This is a genomic window from Polaromonas sp. CG_9.5, from assembly GCF_035984465.1.
Lineage (GTDB): Bacteria > Pseudomonadota > Gammaproteobacteria > Burkholderiales > Burkholderiaceae_C > Polaromonas.
Window position 1 is genome coordinate 18734 of record NZ_JAXCHR010000017.1, and the last position, 18394, is coordinate 37127.

The window sequence follows — 18394 nt, forward strand, 5'->3', positions numbered from 1 at the left end:
AGTTGGCCTTACCTCCGCGCGACCTCAAGCACAGTCTTATTGCCGGACAGGCGCGCGCCCTTTTTACCGAGCGCGCCGTTCGCATGTTGCCTGTGCTGGCTGCAGCCATTGGCGATAGCCTGCTCGAGCTGGCTGCGCGGACGGGCAATGCCCGGGAAATGCAGGAACGGCGCGATGCGCTGCAGGCTTATCAAAAAAATAGCGCCATCTGGGCGCAAGGTACGCAGCGCGCCTGGAGTAAAAGGCTGCCGCCTGCCGTGGCTGCGGCCCGCTTGTCGCTTGCTGATTCTGGCAAGCTGGAACTGCTTGGCGATGACACCATAGAGCACAGGATTCTTGCTTCGCGCCTGGCACTGCGGCTGCTTGATTTTTCGAGCTGGGAACTCAATGACCTGCGTTTGCGCATCCAGAGCCTGGAAAACGTACCCGAATTGCACAGGCAGGACATTTTTCGGCCCGAAGTGCTTGCCCAAGGCCTGATTGAGCAGTGGGTACGTGCGGGCTTGCCGCAGTCGGTCTGGTTGCTGGTTCAGGAGATTACCCAGAAAAGCATGGCTGTGCAGATGCACGATATCTATCACGCCACCAATGAATTTTTGATTCGGCAAGGCGTGATGCCGGAGATTGACCTTCGGCCCCTGGTCAGGCGCACGCCTTCTGCCGTGAGTACGAATGTGCCGCCTAGCCAGACGGGGTTGCTTGAAAAAACCGGATCGGCCAAGGGCGAGACTGGAAATTCGCAGAGTGCCGATGGCGGCGACACTGCAAATGGCAGCCCTGCAGGCAGCGCGGCGATCCGTGGCGAAGACAGTGCTGCGCAGGCGGGCGCTATCAGCAGCGTTTCGGGGGACGGTCAGGACGAAGCGCGCAGGCAGATGGCAGACACGCCCATGGCCCGTGTGCGCGTACGGGCCCAAGCGGTCATGGGGCGGCTCAAGCAACTGCTGACGCGTCAGGTTCCGGGTTATGACGAGGCGCAGATGCATCAGGCATCACCGCAGCTGGCGCAGGCGATGAGCCGCCTGCAGCAGGCTGAAGAATCTACTGCTGACCTGCCGGCTTCGGTGCAAGGCCAGATGCAGAGCCAGACGCACGAGCAGCCTGATGTCGACCAGATGCTGCAGGCCCTGCGTCAGCGCACCAGTACGCTGAAACAGTCTGCGTCCACTTCGGCAGAAAAAGCCACTATTGAAATCGTCGCCTTGATGTTTCAGAGCATCCTGACCGAAGACCGGATTCCGCCTGGAATTCGTGTCTGGTTCGCGCGGCTGCAAATGCCCGTGCTTCGGGTTGCGATTGCCGAGCCCGAGTTTTTCAGCTCGCTGCGGCATCCGGCGCGCCAGCTGATTGACCGCATGGGCTCTTGCGTGCTGGGTTTTGATGTCACGGTGACGGGCAGCGTCATGGAAACCGAGATCCGGCGTGTGGTTCAGGTCATCGAGCAATATCCCGAAACCGGGCGCCGCGTATTTCAACTGGTTTATGACGAGTTCGACAAATTCCTGTCCTGTTTTCTGGCTGAGCAAGATGGCGTTGCACCGATGGTGAGTCTGGCGCAGCAGCTTGAGCAAAAAGAAACCATGACCATCCAGTACACCATCGAGATGCGCACCATGCTCAACGACATGTCGGTACGTGAAGAGATTCGGGATTTTTTGTTCAAGGTCTGGGCCGAGGTGCTGGCTGTTGCGGCGGTGAAAAACGGTCCGCAGCATGTGCACACGCTGCAGCTCAAACAGGCTGCGGCTGACCTGGTCTGGGCGGCCAGCGCCAAACCGAACCGTGTCGACCGCATCCGGGTAATTTCCACGCTTCCCGGTCAACTGCAGCTGCTGCGTCAGGGCATGGTCATGCTCGGTCTGAACCTGGCCGCGCAAGATGCCCAAGTCAAGATCATCAGCGACATCCTTGCTGATGCATTCATGTCGAAAACCGATGCCATTCCCCTGGAAAAAGTCCAGGCTATGGCCAAGCGGCTGACCAATCTTGAAGACTATCTTTCCGACCAGGATGTTGGCGACTTGCCGCTGGATGCTGACAGCCTCGTGATGATAGGAATTGATGCGGCAAATATCGAGATCATCGGCGATGGCGGCAACGAGCCGACAGACGCCATGCGGACCTGGGCGAGTGCCTTGCAGCCGGGCAGCTGGTTCAGCCTTGACCACAACGGCAAAGTCAGCCATGTGCAGTTTTCCTGGTGCAGCGAGCGCAAGCAGTTGCACCTTTTTGTGGCCGCCGATGGACGCAGTTTTCTGCTCCAGATGCGCAGACTGGCGGCCTATCTGCAGGCAGGCTTGCTGGTACCGACTGAAGAAGAAGCCCTGACGGTGCGTGCCACGCGCGAAGCACTGGCCAAACTCGACGCCAATCCAGAGCGACTGCTCAGCCAGGATTGACTGACGAAAAAAGGGCAGATTATTGCGGCTGCAGTGCGGCCCAGAAGCGCAGGCTCAGTGCGCCAAACGGCCTTCGGTATCGTCACACAGCTCGTCAAGCACCAGCGCATCAGGTTCTTCGCCGAAGCTCCAGTAAACCATCAGGACGATGATTTTCAGGTCGTCCAGCGGAACCGGATCACCGGGTGACGCCATGGCGCGGTCAATCACAATTTCCCGCATGTAGGGCGGCAATACGCCGGATGCTTCAAGAAAGCACACAAATCCCAGGCTTTGCGCACCCAGATGGGTTTGTTCAGCCACTGAATAAATGCGCAGGCTGTTGCTCGACTGCGCCTGCATGCAGGACAGAGCGCTGGCGGCTTCGGCAGGGTCTGAAGTCGCTGTGGTTTCGGGCAGGCTGATCTGCGTGCCTTTGGCGGCGGTGTTCAAGCCGTCCAGCCAGACGAGCGCTTGCTGGATTTCCTCGGCATCAAAGCCGGCTGCGGTGAGTTTGCGGCCCAGCCGGTCAGACTCCGGGCAGGCGTCGCCTTGCCAGTAATTTTCGTAAACATAGACCAGAACTTCAAACATGTAACCAATATAGCGCAGATAGCATCAGCCTGCCGCCAGGCGCTGGAACAGTCCGCCGGGCAGGCGCGCCACTTTTCCGTCGAGCTCAAGCGTCAGCAATTGGGCCTGCAAATGAGGCGTTGGCAGCCCGGTTCGTGCTTGCAGCGCATCCAGGCTTGACGCATCAAAGCCCAACGCGGCCAACAGCGGGTCTTCATCCTCGGTTGCGGCGTCATCTTCTTCGGTTTGTGCGTCGTCCGGCTCCGGGGGTTCTGCGGATGAACCGGTCGGCATGAGTTTCAGCTCTTCGAGCACATCCTGCGCTACTTCCACCAGCTTGGCGCCTTGCTTGATGAGCGCATGGCAGCCGCGCGATTGCGGCGAATGGATTGAGCCGGGAATGGCAAACACTTCCTTGCCCTGCTCGGCGGCCAGGCGCGCGGTGATCAACGAGCCTGACTGCAGCGCCGCCTCAACCACCAGCGTTCCCCGGCTCAGGCCGGAAATGATGCGGTTGCGTCGGGGGAAATTGGCCGTCAGCGGCGGTGTGCCCAGCGCAAACTCGCTGATGAGCATGCCCTGGCGTGCAATCCGGTGCGCCAGATCAAGGTGTTTTTTGGGATAAACCCGGTCCAGCCCGGTGCCGACGACAGCAATCGTATCGCCGTCGCCCAGCATCGCGCCATCATGCGCCGCGCCGTCGATGCCCAGCGCCAGGCCCGACACCACACAGATGCCGGCGCTGCCAAACGCCTTGGCAAACTGCCGGGCATTGCTTTCTCCCTGCGGCGTAGGGTTGCGGCTGCCCACGATAGCCAGGCTGTTTGCTATTTTTTTGGTAGCTGATTCGGCATGAACAGCCAGCGCGCCCAGCATATAAAGCATCAAAGGCGGGTCTTCGATGTTGAGCAGCTCAGCTGGATAAGCCGCGTCGCCCAGAACGGTGACGCGCCGGTCGTCGCCGGCTTGCAGCCAGTCCAGCGTGGTTTGCAACTGCGCCGCCAGCAGGGGCGGCTCGCTTTGCAAGATGCGGGCCAGTTTGTCCGAGCCGATTTTTTGCAAGGTGGCGCTGCTCTGCTCAAAAATGGCCTGCGCCGAGCCGAACGCCGTCAGCAGCTTGCGGGCCGTGGTGTTGCCCACGCCGGGCGTGAGGGCCAGCCGCAGCCAGGCGTTCAGTTCGTGGGGATCCATGACGGGAATTTTTTAAAAGATGCAGGAAGGACGGCGGCATCAGCCGCCTGTGCTGATGCAGTGCGAACGCCCGGAAGGCGCAAAGAGGGAGCCCTCAATCCGGATTGGCGAAGCGGTCGCCGACCTTGACACTGTCCGTCACCTGCAACACCAGCGCATACGACAAGGTGTCAAAGGTGCGAAACACCATCAGCAGGCCGTTGCGTTCATTGGGCAGCTTGAGGTTGGGCCGGGCGCTGTCGGTTTTGTCGAGCAGCCGCTCGCCGTCCTTTGCGATGGCCATCACGTGACCGCGCTCCAGCCCGTCCAGTGCGCCCCGGTTGACCACCACGATCTGGTTTTCGGCGGCATGCACGATGCCGTTGCCATATACCGAGACGATTTGCCCGGTAATCTGGGTGGACGGCGCGCGCGGAACATAGCTGCGCAGCTCGCGCGGTGGCTCGGGAATCAGCCGGTCGCCCACGCGCATTTCTTCCTTGGCGGTCACGATATCGATGGTGGCCGGAACGATGTCGGTCTGCGCCTGGCCGTCCTTGTCGGTGCTCTGGGCGGTGCTTTCGCCGCGCACCAGTTCCACCTTGCCGACATAGTGGGCTTCGTAGCCCAGGATTTGCTGGGTGGTCGGGTCTTTGAGCGGCGTGGCGTTGCGAAACACGCGGAAATCAAGCGGCTCGCCCTTGGCGTCGCTGAGCGGCTTGCCCGCGCCATCGCCCACATAGGCACCGCGTGCATAAGCGCGGTCACCCCGGCTGAGAAGCACCCGCCCTTCCTGGGTGGCCACGATGCGCGGGGCTTGCGAAAAAGTGAGTTCATCAACAATCAGCGGTTCGGCCAGAAACGGCTCAATGTCTTGTGGCGCCAGCGTGGGAATCGAGGCATCGGCCAGTGTCTCGTAGCGTGTGCGCGGCGACACATGAACTGTGTTGTAGGGCTCTGCGCCACTTCCAGCGCGGCGGGTGCGCAGGGTCGCCTTGCCGTTGCTTTTTTCAAGATACAGCTGTTGGCCGGGGTAGATGAGGTGCGGATTGCGGATGTCGTTGAGATTCATGCCCCACAGTTCCGGCCAGCGCCAAGGGCTTTTCAGGAACATTCGGGAAATGGCCCACAGCGTATCGCCGGGCCTGACGATGTAGCTGTCAGGGGCATTGGGAGCCAGGTCAGCCTCCGGAATACCCGTTTGGGCCACCTCGGCGGCAGTGGCCTTTTGGCTCGGGGTAATCGGAAAGTCCTGTGCCTGCAGGCCTGTTGACGCACCCAGCAGGGCGGCGGCAGCGATTGAAATTTGACTGAAACGACCAAAAATAGTTTGCATCTTGAAGCTTGTTGGGTCTGCTGCGGTTGTTTTTGGCTGCAGAGGGCACGTTTTGTAATGTTTGTATCTTGGGGCAATTTTTCAGGGATTCTGTACCCAAGCCCTTGATTAAGCAACGGTTTGCAGCTTCTGAGACGATAGGGCCGTTCAAATTATGGGGAAAAGTGGCGAAAATAGCGACTTCCCCGCTCATTCTTGCCATGACTCAACTCACCATTCTCCGTTTTCCCGACCCGCGCCTGCACACCGTGGCCAAGCCCATCGACAAGGTAGAAGCGCGCCATCGCCAGCTGGTAGATGCCATGTTCAAGACCATGTATGAAGCCGAAGGCATCGGTCTGGCCGCCACGCAGGTCGATGTGCATGAGCGCCTGGTGGTGATTGACGTGAGTGAAAACCGCGACCAGCCGCTGGTGCTGATCAACCCCGAAATCGTCTGGGCCAGCCCCGAGACGCGCATCGGCGACGAAGGCTGCCTGTCGGTGCCGGGTATTTATGACGGCGTGGAACGTGCGCTGGCGGTGAAGGTCGAAGCCCTTGACCTGGACGGCCAGCGCCAGGTGCACGAGGCAGAAGGCATGCTGGCGGTCTGCATCCAGCATGAAATGGACCACTTGATGGGCAAGGTGTTTGTCGAATACCTGTCACCTTTGAAGCGCAACCGCATCAAGACCAAGATGGTCAAGCAGAAAAAAGACGAAGAACGCGACGCAGTACGCTGAATTTGCCGTCCGGGGGTTTTGGCGTGTGCGGCGCGAGATGACGCACCGACTCTTTAGAATCACGCCCCATGCGCGTTATTTTTGCCGGAACTCCTGAATTTGCCCGTGTGGCGCTTGCCCAGCTGCACAGCGCTGGGTTTGAAATTCCTTTGGTATTGACCCAGCCTGACCGGCCCGCCGGTCGCGGCATGAAGCTGCAGGCGTCTGCCGTCAAGCAGTGGGCGCAAAGCCAGTCCATTGCTGTCGCCCAGCCCAGAAGCTTGCGGCTGGACGGCAAATACCCCGAAGATGCTGCCGCCGCCCGCGCTGCCATTGAAGCGGCGCAGGCCGATGTCATGGTGGTCGCCGCCTATGGCTTGATCCTGCCGCAATGGGTGCTGGACACGCCCCGGCTCGGCTGCCTGAACATCCATGCGTCGCTGCTGCCGCGCTGGCGTGGCGCGGCCCCCATTCACCGCGCCATCGAAGCCGGCGACTCACAAACCGGCGTCACCATCATGCAGATGGATGCCGGCCTCGACACCGGCGACATGCTGCTGGTCGAAAGCCTGGCCATCAACGCCACCGACACCACCGGCCAGTTGCACGACCGGCTGGCTGCGCTGGGTGCCGACCTGGTGGTGCAGGCCATCAAATTGGCCGGCGCAGGCGCCCTGACGGCTAAGGCGCAGCCTGAAGCCGGTGTCACCTATGCCAGCAAGATTGACAAGGCCGAGGCGCAGATCGACTGGCGCGAGCCGGCCACGGTGATCGCGCGGCGCATGCGCGCTTTCAACCCCACGCCCGGCACCGTCACCACGCTGGACGGCACGCCGCTGAAGCTATTTTGCTCTGTAATTGATAGCTGCTTGCGCCCGTCCGCTGTGCGCGAGGGCACGATTTTGCTTGCAGATGAGGCCGGAATCGCGGTTCAGTGCGGAGACGGCGTGCTGCGCGTCACCGAACTGCAGCGCACCGGCGGCAAGCGCCTGCCGGTGGCTGAGTTTTTGCGTGGCACGCCGCTGCCGCCTGGCACGCTGCTGGGCGGTGCGGCAGACGGCGCTGCGGCTTGAAATCTGCCCTGATGCCTGAAGGAAAAATCTCTCTGCTGACGCAGACGCGCGCCCTGTTGCGCGACCCCGATTTGCGCAAAGGCGCGCGCGACATGATCGGCATGTCGATTGGTGTGGCGGCCTGGGGGCTGGTCACGGGCGTGGCCATGATCAAAGGCGGCCTGAGCGTGGGCCTGGCGATTTTCATGTCGCTGGTGGTGTTTGCCGGCAGTGCCCAACTCGCCGTGATGCCGCTGCTGGCTACCGGCGCGCCGCTCTGGGTGGTCTGGTTCACCGCAGCCTGTATCAATGTGCGCTTCATCATTTTCAGCGCTGTCTGGCGTGGGCATTTCGGGCATTTCCCGCGTTTCAAGCGCTGCCTGCTCGGCTACTTGAGTGGCGACGTGACCTACATCATGTTCACCCAGCGCTACCCGGACGGCAAACCTGGCCCCGGCCAGATTCCGTATTTTCTGGGTGCGTCCCTGCTGAACTGGGCGTCGTGGCATGTGGCCTCGATTGCCGGCATTTTGCTGGCCAATGTGTTGCCGGTGTCGTGGGGGCTGGGTTTTGCCGGCGTGCTGGCGCTGCTCGGTGTGCTGTGCTCCATGCTGGTCGACCGGGCCACCTGGCTGGCGCTGGGCGTGGCGGGCAGTGCCGCGCTGGCCGCTTACGCGCTGCCGATGCGGCTCAATGTGCTGGTGGCGATTGCTGCGGCCATGATGATCGGCCTGATCATCGAAGCCACCGACAAGGCCTTGCAGGGCAAACCCGTCAAGGTCGATGAGGCGCTGCACGAATGAACACCTGGGAAACCGTGCTGGCCATCGTCGGGCTGGCCGTCATCACATTGATCACGCGCAGTTTTTTCCTGATTCCGGATAAGGAAGTGCCGTTGCCGAACTGGTTGCGCCGCAGCCTGCGTTACGCGCCGCTGGCCGCCTTGGGCGGCGTGCTGGCGCCTGAGATTTTGATGCACAACGGCCAGCTGGTGAGTACGCTGATGGACGCCCGCCTGCCCGCAGCGTTGCTGGCCGGTGCTTTTTATTTCTGGAAGCGCAGCATTCTGGGCACGATTGCGCTTGGCATGGCGGTCTACTTGCCGCTGCATATTGGCCTGGGCTGGTGAGTGTTGCCCCCACGGTCGCCCACTGCGTGTGGCTTCCTGCCCCCCGAGGGGGCCGCTGCGCCTGCAGCCCGGCGAAGCCGGTTCTGCGGCCCATGCTGGGTTGGGGCGCAGCGACGGTCGTGCGTTGCGGGTAGTTTTTGCTCTCTTCTAGGGGCGCTGCGCCTGCGGCCCGGCGGAGCCGGTTCCTCGGCCCCTGCTGAGTTAGAGCGCGGCTACCGTCGGTGGCTGGGTGTAGTTTTTTACTCTCTTCTACCGGTTGTTGCGCCTGCGACCTGGCAAAGCCGGTTCCTCGGCCCTTGCTGAGTTGTAGATAGCGCGCCCTGTGGTCGCCCAGTCTGTGGGCCGCCCCTACAATTCTTCCAGCCAACCGCGCCTGTCAGCGGTTTTTTCAACCTTTGTACTTTGCGAGTCGTCATGAATTTCATCCGTTTTTCCGATTTGTGCGCCAGCGGCCAAGTGGCTGGCAAGCGCGTGTTTATCCGCGCTGATTTGAACGTCCCGCAAGACAGCAACGGTGCCATCACCGAAGACACGCGCATCCGCGCGTCGGTGCCGTGTTTGCAGATGGCGCTGGATGCCGGCGCGGCGGTGATGGTCACGTCGCACCTCGGGCGCCCCACGGAAGGTGAATTCAAGCCGGCTGATTCTCTGGCACCCGTGGCGCAGCGCCTGGGCGAGTTGATGCAGCGCGAGATTCCGGTCGTCAGCGACTGGGTTGACGGCGTGGACGTGCAGCCCGGCCAGCTGGTGATGCTGGAAAACTGCCGCCTGAACAAAGGCGAGAAAAAGAACAACGAAGCGCTGGCCCGCAAGATGGCTGCGCTGTGCGATATTTTTGTGCATGACGCTTTCGGCACCGCGCACCGCGCCGAAGCCTCGACCTACGGCATCGCCCAGTACGCACCCATTGCCTGCGCCGGCCCGCTGCTGGCCGCCGAGATGGACGCCATCACGGCGGCTTTTGCGCATCCGAAGCGGCCGCTGGTCGCCATCGTCGCGGGCAGCAAGGTTTCGACCAAGCTGACCATCTTGAAGGCGCTGGCCGATAACGTCGATCAGCTGATCGTCGGCGGCGGCATTGCCAACACCTTCATGCTGGCTGCCGGCCTGAAGATTGGCAAGAGCCTGGCCGAGCCCGACCTGCTGGCCGAAGCCACAGCGGTGATGGCGGCCATGAAGGCACGCGGGGCAGAAGTGCCGATTCCGACCGACGTCGTCTGCGCCAAAACTTTTGCTGCCAATGCACCCGCCACCGTCAAGCCAGCCACTGCAGTCGAGGACGACGACCTGATCCTGGACATCGGCCCTGACACCACCGCCCGGCTGGCCGCGCAGCTCAAGCGCGCTGGCACCATCGTCTGGAACGGCCCGGTCGGCGTGTTCGAGTTCGACGCGTTTTCGCACGGCACCGAAGGCATCGCCCGCGCGATTGCCGCCTCCAGCGCCTTCAGCATTGCCGGCGGCGGCGACACGCTGGCGGCGATTGCCAAGTACGGCATTGAAAAAGACGTGGGCTACATCTCGACCGGTGGCGGCGCTTTCCTCGAAGTGCTCGAAGGCAAGACCCTGCCAGCCTTTGAAATCCTGCAAAAGCGGGCCAACGGCTGAAAACTGTTTGCTTCTGTTTTGATAGCTGGTTACGCCCGTCCAGCATGCGCAATCAGCTGTTTTATTATAAAAACAGGGTTTCTTGGCGCGCCAGGCGTGCCGCCCGACGCTGCGCCTTTTTCCGGGCCTGGAAGCGCGGTTTTTGGTACCCGTTTGGTAACCGGTTCCGTGTGAGAATCGGCAAATAAACTACAAGGAGACACCCTTATGACGCTTCGCGCCACCAAAATCGTTGCCACCCTCGGCCCCGCTTCCAGTGATCCGGTCTTGCTGGAAAAAATGATACGCGCTGGCGTCAACGTGGTGCGGCTGAACTTCAGCCACGGCAAGGCGCAAGACCACATCGACCTGGCCGCTTTGGTGCGCGAAGTCGCCCAGCGCACGGGCCGCGAAGTCGCCATCATGGCTGATCTGCAAGGCCCGAAAATCCGCGTCGGCAAGTTCGCTGACGGCAAGGTGATGCTGGTTCCGGGCGAAAAATTCATCCTTGACGCGTCGCGCACCGAGCCGGGCGACATCAAGGGCGTTGGCCTGGACTACAAGGAACTGCCGCGCGATGTGAAGGCGCGCGATGTGCTGCTGCTGAACGACGGCCTGATCGTGCTGACCGTCGATGCGGTGCGCGGCGAGGAAGTCCACACCACCGTCAAGCTCGGCGGCGAGTTGTCGAACAACAAGGGCATCAACAAGCAGGGCGGTGGCCTGACCGCACCGGCGCTGACGGCCAAGGACATGGACGACATCCGGACGGCGATGAGTTTTCAGGCCGACTATGTGGCCGTGAGTTTCCCGAAAAACGCCACCGACATGGAAATGGCGCGCCAGCTGTGCAACGTGGCCGCCGCACCGTACAAACACAAGCCGGGCCTGATCGCCAAGATCGAGCGCGCCGAAGCCATCCCGAAGCTCGATGAAATCCTGAAAGTCAGCGACGGCATCATGGTCGCGCGGGGCGATTTGGCGGTTGAGGTCGGCAACGCCGCCGTGCCAGCGCTGCAAAAACGCATGATCAAGATGGCCCGCGCGCTGGACAAGGTGGTCATCACCGCCACGCAGATGATGGAAAGCATGATCCTGAACCCGGTGCCCACGCGTGCCGAGGTCAGCGACGTGGCCAATGCGGTGCTCGACGGCACCGATGCGGTGATGCTCAGCGCCGAAACCGCCGCCGGCCGCTTCCCGCTGGAAACCGTCGAGGAAATGGCAAAGATTTGCGAAGAAGCCGAGAAGGCCGAGTACAAGGAGCTGAGCGCCGACTTTTCGGGCAAGACCTTTGCGCGCATTGACCAGTCGATTGCCATGGGCGCGCTGTTCACGGCGCACCACCTGGGCGCCAAGGCGATTGTGGCCATGACCGACAGCGGCTCGACCGCGCTGTGGATGAGCCGCCATGACATCCGCGTGCCGATCTACGCACTGACCCCGCGCCTGGCGACCCAGCGCAAGATGGCGCTTTACCGCAACGTGCGGCCCATCCTGATGGACAACAGCGCCGACCGCGACACCGCGCTGCAACAGGCTGAAAGTCATTTGCTGCGCCTTGAAATTGTGCAGAGCGGCGATGTCTATGCCATCACCTGCGGCGAGCCGATGGGCGCGCCGGGCGGCACCAACATGCTCAAGATCTGCCGGGTGGCGTAGGCCCCCACGCTTGTCGCTTCGCGTACTGCGCTGCCCCCCGAGGGGGCGCTGCGCCTGTGGCCCGGCAAAGCCGGTTCCACGGCCCCTGCTGGCGCGGCGAGGGTGCACGGCGCGCCCGGTCGGTGCTGGTCTGAATCCACCGCCAGGGGCGCTGCGTATAGCCCTACACCATGAAAACTATCTTCTCTAAATTGCCAAGACGCTCGTTTTTTGCCATGCTGCCGGCGCTGCTCGCCGCCTGTTCGGGTACTGACCTGCTCAATGCCACCGTCGCCACCGACACCTACCGGCGCACCGAGGGCCTGGCCTATGGAAGCGATCCGCGCCAGTTGCTCGACGTCTACCAGCCTGATGCCACCACGCGCAATGCGCCGATGGTGGTGTTTTTTTACGGCGGCAGCTGGTCTTCAGGCGAGCGCGCCAACTACCGGTTTGTGGGCGAGGCGCTGGCTTCCAGGGGCATCGTGGCGGTGGTCGCCGACTACCGGCTGAGTCCGGCCTTTCGTTACCCGGCTTTCGTGCAGGACAGCGCCAGTGCTGTTCGCTGGGCGTTTGACCATGCGGCGGAGTTGGGTGCCGATGCAAAACGTATTTTCGTCATGGGCCACAGTGCCGGTGCCTACAACGCCGCCATGGTGGCGCTGGACAGCCGCTGGCTGGCAGCCGTCGGCTTGAGCCCTTCGCGCCTGGCCGGCTGGATCGGCCTGGCTGGCCCTTATGACTTTTTGCCGATTGGCGACGCCAAGACGCAAGTCGCCTTCAACTGGCCGAACACGTCGCTGGACACGCAGCCGATGGCGCATGTGTCGCGCGCGTCGCCGCCAGCCCTGTTGCTGGCGCCGGTGAATGACAGCGTGGTGGATCCGCAGCGCAGCACGGTGGCGATGGCGCGGCGGCTCAAAGCCAGTGGCGTGCGGGTCGAATCAGCCTTGTACGACGGTGTCAGCCATGTCACTTTGCTGGCGACCATGGCGCAAGTCCTGCGAGGTCGGGCGCCGGTGCTGGAACGCGTGAGCGGTTTCGTGCAATCAGTCGGCTGACTGCCGCATCTGCGCCTGCTGCCACTGTCCAGCACAGCCAGGCCGTCCACAGCGTGTGACTCATGTAATGCGCGCCGCGAATCTGCTGCGCCAGGCCAAACACCAGCCCGGCCAGCATGGCACCGGCAAACCAGCGCCAGGCCGTTTTGGGCAGCCCATGCCGAAAGGCAAAAAAACCGCCGATGAACGAAAACCCCGCCGACGCATGGCCAGCCGGAAAACACCCGCCTGTGCCACCATCGCGCAACCCCAAGGCCCAGTGCGACACGTAAGTCGCCACACCGCCGAATTCCTGCAAGTCCCAAGGGCAACTGGTGTGGCTGTACAGCTTGATGGTCGAGACGGTCAGCAGCGCGGCCAGCGTCGTCAGGGCCAACTGCGCCCGCCGCGCCTTCGGCAACTGCCTGAAGCTGCCGAAGGGCAGGAAAATCGCGATCAGCAGACCCAGCTCAATCGCCCACGGCCAGAGCCGGATGTCGTCATGCAGCACGCCGCGCCATAACCAGTGGCTCTCCAGCGCAAAACCGCTGGCAGCGCCAAACCAGTGCGCCAGAGTCAGATCCAGCCCCGAAGCGTCCCAAGCCAGCAACAGCAAAAAGCTGGCCACGGTGCCTAACAAAATACGCGGCGGGGCAGAAAGGAGGGGAGAGCGGAGGGTGAACATGAGCGATCTGGCGGGTGGGCTGCACGCAAGGTAGCCCGATTGCCTTAAGTTCTCCTTAAAAGCCGACCCACCCAAAAAATTTCGCAGTGGGCATGGACAATCAACCGATGCGAATCCTGGTAGTTGAAGACGATGCGGGCATTGCCACCGGCCTGCGTACCAACCTGCAGCAGCGCGGCTATGCCGTTGATGTGTGCGGCACGCTCGATTGCGCCTGGGCAGCGCTGCGCAGTGAAGTCTTTGACCTGGTGCTGCTCGATCTCGGCCTGCCCGATGGTGACGGCGGCGATCTTTTGCAGCGCATCCGGCAATCAAAGACAGCAAAAGACGGCTTGCCCGACGCCTTGATGCCGGTGCTCATCATGACGGCGCGCGACCAGGTGGCTGACCGTATTTCGGGCTTGAATCTGGGCGCCGACGACTACCTGGTCAAGCCCTTTGACCTGGACGAGCTCGAAGCCCGCATGCGTGCGCTGCTGCGCCGCGCGGCCGGTCGCGCCCACCCGCTGCTGCTGCAGGGCGATCTGGTGATTGACCCGGCTGCCCATACCGTGCTGCGCGCAGGGCAGGCCGTTGAGCTGACGCCGCGCGAATTTGCCTTGCTGGTGCTGCTGTTTGACTCGCGTGGCCGGGTGCTGTCGCGCCAGCAACTGGAGGCGCGCCTGTACAACTGGCAAGACACCGTGGGCAGCAATGCGGTTGAAGTGCATGTGCATCATTTGCGCCGCAAGCTCGGGGAAAGCCTGATCCAGACGGTGCGCGGCGTGGGCTATTTCATTCCCCGGCAAGAGCAGGCATGAAGCCGCCTGCAGGCCGGCAGGCATCGCTCACCCGCCGCCTGGTGTGCGGTGTGCTGGCCGCGCTGCTGCTGGTGTGGGCCGGGTTTGTGGTGGTTGGTTACCGCACCGGCGTGCATGAAGCAGACGAGCTGACCGACGGCCATCTGGCCGGAACCGCCGCGCTGCTGCTGACGCTTGATTTGCCGCCTTTTATGCAAAGCACGCCCCAGCTGACGCGCCAGGCAAATCTGGACGTGGCCCAGCCGTCCTTGACCAGCCTGAAAAAGCACGACTATCAATATTCGCTCAGCATTGTGGTGCGGGATTCTGACGGCCATCTGCTGGTACGCACTGGCGACGCGCCGCTGCCGCCTTTTGATCCGCGCGACGGCTTTGCCAATCTGCAATTGGGCAGCCCGGCCAGCGCATGGCGCAGCTTTTCCCAGTGGGATGCGGTGCAAAGCCGGCAGGTGATGGTGCTGGTCAAGGCCGAGGAACGGCATGATCTGGCGGCAGATGTCGCCATCCAGCTGGCTGAACCCGGCCTGTGGCTGCTGCCGGTGGTGGCGCTGGCGTTGGGCGCGGCCATTTTGCGCGGCCTGCAGCCGCTGCAGGCGCTGTCCCGCGATGTGGAAGCGCTGGAGACCGACCATGCCGCGCGCCTGCAGGCCCGTCACCCTTACCGCGAGTTCAATTCGGTCGTGCGTTCCATCAATCAGCTGGTGGGCCAGCAGCAGGACGCGCTGGAGCGCGAGCGCCAGCTGGCCAGTGAAATTGCCCACGAATTGCGCACGCCCCTGTCGTCGATTGCCCTGCAGGCGACCGCGCTGCGGGGCGCTTTGCCGGCCCCGGCGCAAGCGGCCGCGCTGCAGCAAATCAGCGCCGATGCCTTGCGCGCCGGGCATGTCATCAGCCAGCTTCTGGCTTTGGCCCGCAGCAGCCGCACAGACTTGGAACCCGCGCAGGTGCGACTCGACCTGGCCGAACTGGCGCGTCAGGTGGTGGCCGGCTACGCCCAGGCGGCGTGGGAAAGCGGGCACCCGCTCAGCGTGGAGGGTGCCGAAAACCTGCAGATCCAGGCGCATCCGCTGTTGCTGGAGCTGGCCCTGCGCAACCTGATCGACAACGCTCTGCAGCACACCCCGCGCGGCACGGCAATCAGCGTTCAATGGGGATGCGACGCGGGCATGCCGTGGCTGCAGGTCTGTGACGATGGCGCGGCGCAGCACAGCAGCAGCGCGCAGCCGGCACCGCCTTCGGGCGAACGTCTGGGGCTGGGCCACAAAATTGTCGGACGTGTCATGCACAAGCAGGGCGGCAGCTTTGCCCAGCATGCCGCGCCAGCGCCGTTTACCCGCTGCTACCGGCTGTGTTTTGGGGCAGTTTCCAGCACCGGCTGACTTTGGTCAGACGGTAGAATGACCGATTCGGGTTACGTCGCGGTTACCACCGCCCAAGGCACAGCGCTGGCGTTCAAAGCGCCGCAGTCCTGACCAACCCCTTGCGACCGTTTTATTAACTTTCAGGGAACTCAGATCATGGCACTCGTTTCGATGCGCGAGCTGCTGGACCATGCCGCCGCCAATGGCTACGGCATTCCAGCTTTCAACGTCAACAACCTGGAGCAGGTGCAGGCCGTGATGGCCGCTGCCGACGAGGTCGGCGCACCCGTCATCTTGCAAGCCAGCGCAGGCGCACGCAAGTACGCCGGCGAAGCCTTCATCAAGCACCTGATTCTGGCGGCTGTCGAGGCGTATCCGCACATTCCGCTGGTCATGCATCAGGACCACGGCCAGAGCCCGGCGATTTGCCAGGGCGCGATTGACCTGGGCTTCAGCTCGGTGATGATGGACGGCAGCCTGGAGGCCGACGGCAAGACCATTGCCAGCTTCGAGTACAACGTTGAAGTCACCCGCAAGGTGGTCGACATGGCCCATGCGTTCGGCGTGTCGGTCGAAGGCGAACTCGGTTGCCTCGGCAGTCTGGAGACCATGCAAGGCGACAAGGAAGACGGCCACGGCACCGACGCCATCATGACGCACGACCAGTTGCTGACCGACCCCGAAGAAGCTGCCGAATTCGTCAAGCGCACCCAGCTTGATGCGCTGGCGATTGCCATCGGCACCAGCCACGGCGCTTACAAGTTCACGCGCAAGCCCACCGGCGACATTTTGGCGATCGAGCGCGTGAAGGAAATCCACCGGCGCATTCCCAACACCCATCTGGTGATGCACGGCTCGTCGAGCGTGCCGCAAGACCTGCTGGCGCAGATCAACCAGTACGGCGGCCACATGAAGGAAACCTACGGCGTGCCAGTCGAGGAAATCCAGAAAGCCATCCAGTTTGGCGTGCGCAAGATCAACATCGACACCGACATCCGCCTGGCCATGACTGGCGCGGTGCGCAAGTTCCTGGCTGAAAACCCGGACAAGTTCGATGCCCGTGAATGGCTCAAGCCCGCCCGTGAAGCCGCCAAGGCGATCTGCAAGCAGCGCTACATCGAATTCGGTTGCGAAGGCCAGGCCGCCGGCATCAAGGGCCGCAGCCTGCAGGTCGTGGCGGCGCAATACACCAACGGCGAGCTGGCGCAAGTCGTTAATTGATCCCGCTGCCGTCGTCCAGTCCGCCGGATTGGCGATAATTCAAAGCCCGTGGTGGACTGCTTCAGTCGCACGGGCTTTTTTACTTTTTCAACCCGCAGACCCGCATGACCACCACGACCCCCGCACTTCATACCTCGGCCCTGACTTCCTTGCCCCTGCTGGCGCGCGGCAAGGTGCGCGACAACTATGCCGTGGGCAAGGACCGGCTGCTGATGGTGGCCAGCGACCGCCTGAGCGCCTTTGACGTGATTCTGGGCGAGCCGATTCCCGGCAAGGGCGCTTTGCTCACGCAAATGGCGCTGTTCTGGTTCGACAAGCTGGGCGACATCTGCCCCAACCACCTGACCGGCGAAGCGCCTGAAAGCGTGGTGACCGCAGCTGAAGTGCCGCAGGTCACGGGCCGTTCAATGCTGGTCAAGCGGCTCAAACCCATTCCGGTCGAAGCCGTGGTGCGCGGTTATCTGGCGGGCAGTGGCTGGGCCGAATACCAGCAAAACCAGTCCGTCTGCGGCGTGCCGCTGCCCGCCGGCCTGCAAAACGCCAGCAAGCTGCCCGAGCCGATTTTCACGCCCGCCGCCAAGGCCGAAGTGGGCGAGCATGACGAGAACATCAGCTACGAGCAGGTCGTAACCCTCGTCGGCCCCGAACTGGCCGCGCAGATCAAGCAGCTCAGCATCGCGATTTACGAAAAAGCCGCCGCTTTTGCGTTGACGAAAGGCATCATCATTGCCGACACCAAGTTCGAGTTTGGCCTCGATGAAAACGGCACGCTGACGCTGATGGACGAAGTGCTGACGCCCGATTCATCGCGCTACTGGCCCATCGAGGGCTACGAAGCCGCCTTTGCCGCCGGACAAAACCCGCCCAGCTACGACAAGCAGTTTGTGCGCGACTGGCTGGAAGCCGTGCGCATCAACGGCAAGCCGTGGGACAAAACCCCGCCATCGCCGCACCTGCCGCCCGACGTGATTGCCAAGACCGCCGCCAAATACCAGGAAGCGATGACGCGGCTGACGGCTTGATCTGGCTGCGCTGTTGTTGAAAGCTTTGCTGTGCGATTCGACGGCACGCTCACCCAATGGAATGATGACAGAGGCTTTGGCTTCGTCACGCCGGCCCAGGGTGGACAGGATGTGTTTGTCCATATTTCATCGTTTCCGCGAGACGGCCGGCGGCCCCAGCTTCAGGAGCGGCTGTCGTTCGAGCTGGAGCTGAACAAGGACGGTAAGAAACGCGCTGTCAGCGTGCGCCGTCCTGAAGTTTCACGACCCGGCGCTCGCCCTTCAACACCCGTCCAGCGTTCGCGGCCCGCGCGAAGTTTTTTTGCGCAAGCCGTCACGGTGGTGATGCTGGTCGCTGTTGGCGTGTATGGCTACGCGCACTATTCAAAACGGGTCAGCGCCTATACCCCCTCAGATTCAGGCACCTCAAGCGTGCTGCCGGCTGCACAGTTGCCGCAGCCCGCCTTGGCCAACTATCGTTGTGACGGTCGCCAGCATTGCTCTCAGATGACTTCCTGCGCGGAAGCCACCTTTTTTCTCAAGAACTGCCCAAGCGTGAAGATGGATGGAGATAACGACGGTGTGCCGTGTGAGCAGCAGTTGTGTACCGGTTCTTTTGCCCATTAAGCGGAGTAGCCGGTGATTTTTTAATGAAATGTGCCCGTGGCGCTTGCTGCACGGTCAATGTCAGCTACTGATTCAATAGCAAAAAAGCCCCG

The 18394-nt window shown here is 62.5% G+C and carries 17 protein-coding genes; 13 read left to right on the forward strand and 4 right to left on the reverse strand.

Annotation, left to right across the window (positions count from 1 at the left end; translation table 11 throughout):
* Positions 1-2 precede the first annotated feature (2 nt).
* Positions 3-2399 carry a DUF1631 family protein gene (locus tag RCH06_RS13260; protein WP_327081939.1) on the forward strand — a complete coding sequence of 799 codons (2397 nt, stop codon included), beginning with the start codon at positions 3-5 and terminating at the stop codon, positions 2397-2399.
* A gap of 54 nt (positions 2400-2453) precedes the next feature.
* On the opposite strand, the gene RCH06_RS13265 is transcribed toward RCH06_RS13260, so the two are convergent.
* From RCH06_RS13265 to RCH06_RS13275, 3 genes are all read right to left on the reverse strand, one after another.
* Positions 2454-2972: a DUF494 domain-containing protein gene (locus RCH06_RS13265; protein WP_327081940.1), complete on the reverse strand. Its 519-nt coding sequence runs from the start codon at positions 2970-2972 to the stop codon at positions 2454-2456.
* Between the two features lie 24 nt (positions 2973-2996).
* Complete coding sequence (gene dprA, locus RCH06_RS13270) at positions 2997-4142, reverse strand: DNA-processing protein DprA (protein ID WP_327081941.1); 1146 nt, start codon at positions 4140-4142, stop codon at positions 2997-2999.
* A gap of 94 nt (positions 4143-4236) precedes the next feature.
* Positions 4237-5457, reverse strand: coding sequence for a LysM peptidoglycan-binding domain-containing protein (locus RCH06_RS13275; protein WP_327081942.1), 1221 nt, complete (start codon positions 5455-5457; stop codon positions 4237-4239).
* Between the two features lie 200 nt (positions 5458-5657).
* Here RCH06_RS13275 and def point away from each other — a divergent pair, with 200 nt between their 5' ends.
* The 7 genes from def (at position 5658) to RCH06_RS13310 (ending at position 12628) form a co-directional block, all read left to right on the forward strand.
* Entirely contained in the window at positions 5658-6179 is a 522-nt protein-coding gene (def, locus tag RCH06_RS13280) for a peptide deformylase (protein ID WP_327081943.1), read from the forward strand.
* Positions 6180-6247: 68 nt separating this feature from the next.
* On the forward strand, positions 6248-7231 hold the full coding sequence (gene fmt / locus RCH06_RS13285) for a methionyl-tRNA formyltransferase (RefSeq protein WP_327081944.1): 984 nt from the start codon (positions 6248-6250) through the stop codon (positions 7229-7231).
* A gap of 11 nt (positions 7232-7242) precedes the next feature.
* Positions 7243-8013 (forward strand): AzlC family ABC transporter permease, encoded by a 771-nt coding sequence (locus tag RCH06_RS13290; RefSeq protein ID WP_442799656.1) that lies wholly within the window; start codon positions 7243-7245, stop codon positions 8011-8013.
* Positions 8010-8339, forward strand: a complete 330-nt coding sequence (locus tag RCH06_RS13295; RefSeq protein WP_327081945.1) for an AzlD domain-containing protein — start codon at positions 8010-8012, stop codon at positions 8337-8339. The genes RCH06_RS13290 and RCH06_RS13295 overlap by 4 nt, the downstream gene beginning before the upstream one ends.
* A 414-nt stretch (positions 8340-8753) precedes the next feature.
* Positions 8754-9947 (forward strand): phosphoglycerate kinase, encoded by a 1194-nt coding sequence (locus RCH06_RS13300; RefSeq protein WP_327081946.1) that lies wholly within the window; start codon positions 8754-8756, stop codon positions 9945-9947.
* Between the two features lie 207 nt (positions 9948-10154).
* Positions 10155-11588: a pyruvate kinase gene (pyk, locus tag RCH06_RS13305; protein ID WP_327081947.1), complete on the forward strand. Its 1434-nt coding sequence runs from the start codon at positions 10155-10157 to the stop codon at positions 11586-11588.
* A 170-nt stretch (positions 11589-11758) separates the two neighbouring features.
* On the forward strand, positions 11759-12628 hold the full coding sequence (locus RCH06_RS13310; protein ID WP_327081948.1) for an alpha/beta hydrolase: 870 nt from the start codon (positions 11759-11761) through the stop codon (positions 12626-12628).
* Here the strand turns inward: RCH06_RS13310 and RCH06_RS13315 are convergent.
* Entirely contained in the window at positions 12540-13292 is a 753-nt protein-coding gene (locus RCH06_RS13315; RefSeq protein WP_327081949.1) for a phosphatase PAP2 family protein, read from the reverse strand. The two genes, RCH06_RS13310 and RCH06_RS13315, sit on opposite strands and share 89 nt — an antisense overlap.
* 107 nt (positions 13293-13399) lie before the next feature.
* On the opposite strand from RCH06_RS13315, the gene RCH06_RS13320 reads away from it, so the two are divergent.
* The 5 genes from RCH06_RS13320 to RCH06_RS13340 all read left to right on the forward strand — a co-directional run bounded on the left by RCH06_RS13320 (position 13400) and on the right by RCH06_RS13340 (position 18302).
* Positions 13400-14092, forward strand: a complete 693-nt coding sequence (locus RCH06_RS13320) for a response regulator (RefSeq protein WP_327081950.1) — start codon at positions 13400-13402, stop codon at positions 14090-14092.
* On the forward strand, positions 14089-15471 hold the full coding sequence (locus tag RCH06_RS13325) for a sensor histidine kinase (protein WP_327081951.1): 1383 nt from the start codon (positions 14089-14091) through the stop codon (positions 15469-15471). Before RCH06_RS13320 ends, RCH06_RS13325 begins: the two co-directional genes overlap by 4 nt.
* A 138-nt stretch (positions 15472-15609) precedes the next feature.
* Complete coding sequence (gene fba, locus RCH06_RS13330) at positions 15610-16674, forward strand: class II fructose-bisphosphate aldolase (protein ID WP_327081952.1); 1065 nt, start codon at positions 15610-15612, stop codon at positions 16672-16674.
* Positions 16675-16778: 104 nt separating this feature from the next.
* Positions 16779-17696: a phosphoribosylaminoimidazolesuccinocarboxamide synthase gene (locus tag RCH06_RS13335; protein ID WP_327081953.1), complete on the forward strand. Its 918-nt coding sequence runs from the start codon at positions 16779-16781 to the stop codon at positions 17694-17696.
* 30 nt (positions 17697-17726) lie between these two features.
* Positions 17727-18302, forward strand: coding sequence for a cold shock domain-containing protein (locus RCH06_RS13340; protein ID WP_327081954.1), 576 nt, complete (start codon positions 17727-17729; stop codon positions 18300-18302).
* The last annotated feature ends 92 nt before the right edge of the window (positions 18303-18394 follow it).

Excerpts from the sequence above, each read along its gene's own strand:
- RCH06_RS13335 (WP_327081953.1), top strand. The coding sequence starts at position 16,779 with ATGACCACCACGACCCCCGCACTTCATACCTCGGCCCTGACTTCCTTG.
- RCH06_RS13320 (WP_327081950.1), top strand. The coding sequence starts at position 13,400 with ATGCGAATCCTGGTAGTTGAAGACGATGCGGGCATTGCCACCGGCCTG.
- RCH06_RS13300 (WP_327081946.1), top strand. The coding sequence starts at position 8,754 with ATGAATTTCATCCGTTTTTCCGATTTGTGCGCCAGCGGCCAAGTGGCT.
- RCH06_RS13325 (WP_327081951.1), top strand. The coding sequence starts at position 14,089 with ATGAAGCCGCCTGCAGGCCGGCAGGCATCGCTCACCCGCCGCCTGGTG.
- RCH06_RS13265 (WP_327081940.1), bottom strand. The coding sequence starts at position 2,972 with ATGTTTGAAGTTCTGGTCTATGTTTACGAAAATTACTGGCAAGGCGAC.
- fmt (WP_327081944.1), top strand. The coding sequence starts at position 6,248 with ATGCGCGTTATTTTTGCCGGAACTCCTGAATTTGCCCGTGTGGCGCTT.
- fba (WP_327081952.1), top strand. The coding sequence starts at position 15,610 with ATGGCACTCGTTTCGATGCGCGAGCTGCTGGACCATGCCGCCGCCAAT.
- RCH06_RS13315 (WP_327081949.1), bottom strand. The coding sequence starts at position 13,292 with ATGTTCACCCTCCGCTCTCCCCTCCTTTCTGCCCCGCCGCGTATTTTG.
- RCH06_RS13295 (WP_327081945.1), top strand. The coding sequence starts at position 8,010 with ATGAACACCTGGGAAACCGTGCTGGCCATCGTCGGGCTGGCCGTCATC.
- RCH06_RS13310 (WP_327081948.1), top strand. The coding sequence starts at position 11,759 with ATGAAAACTATCTTCTCTAAATTGCCAAGACGCTCGTTTTTTGCCATG.
- dprA (WP_327081941.1), bottom strand. The coding sequence starts at position 4,142 with ATGGATCCCCACGAACTGAACGCCTGGCTGCGGCTGGCCCTCACGCCC.
- def (WP_327081943.1), top strand. The coding sequence starts at position 5,658 with ATGACTCAACTCACCATTCTCCGTTTTCCCGACCCGCGCCTGCACACC.
- RCH06_RS13290 (WP_442799656.1), top strand. The coding sequence starts at position 7,243 with ATGCCTGAAGGAAAAATCTCTCTGCTGACGCAGACGCGCGCCCTGTTG.
- pyk (WP_327081947.1), top strand. The coding sequence starts at position 10,155 with ATGACGCTTCGCGCCACCAAAATCGTTGCCACCCTCGGCCCCGCTTCC.
- RCH06_RS13275 (WP_327081942.1), bottom strand. The coding sequence starts at position 5,457 with ATGCAAACTATTTTTGGTCGTTTCAGTCAAATTTCAATCGCTGCCGCC.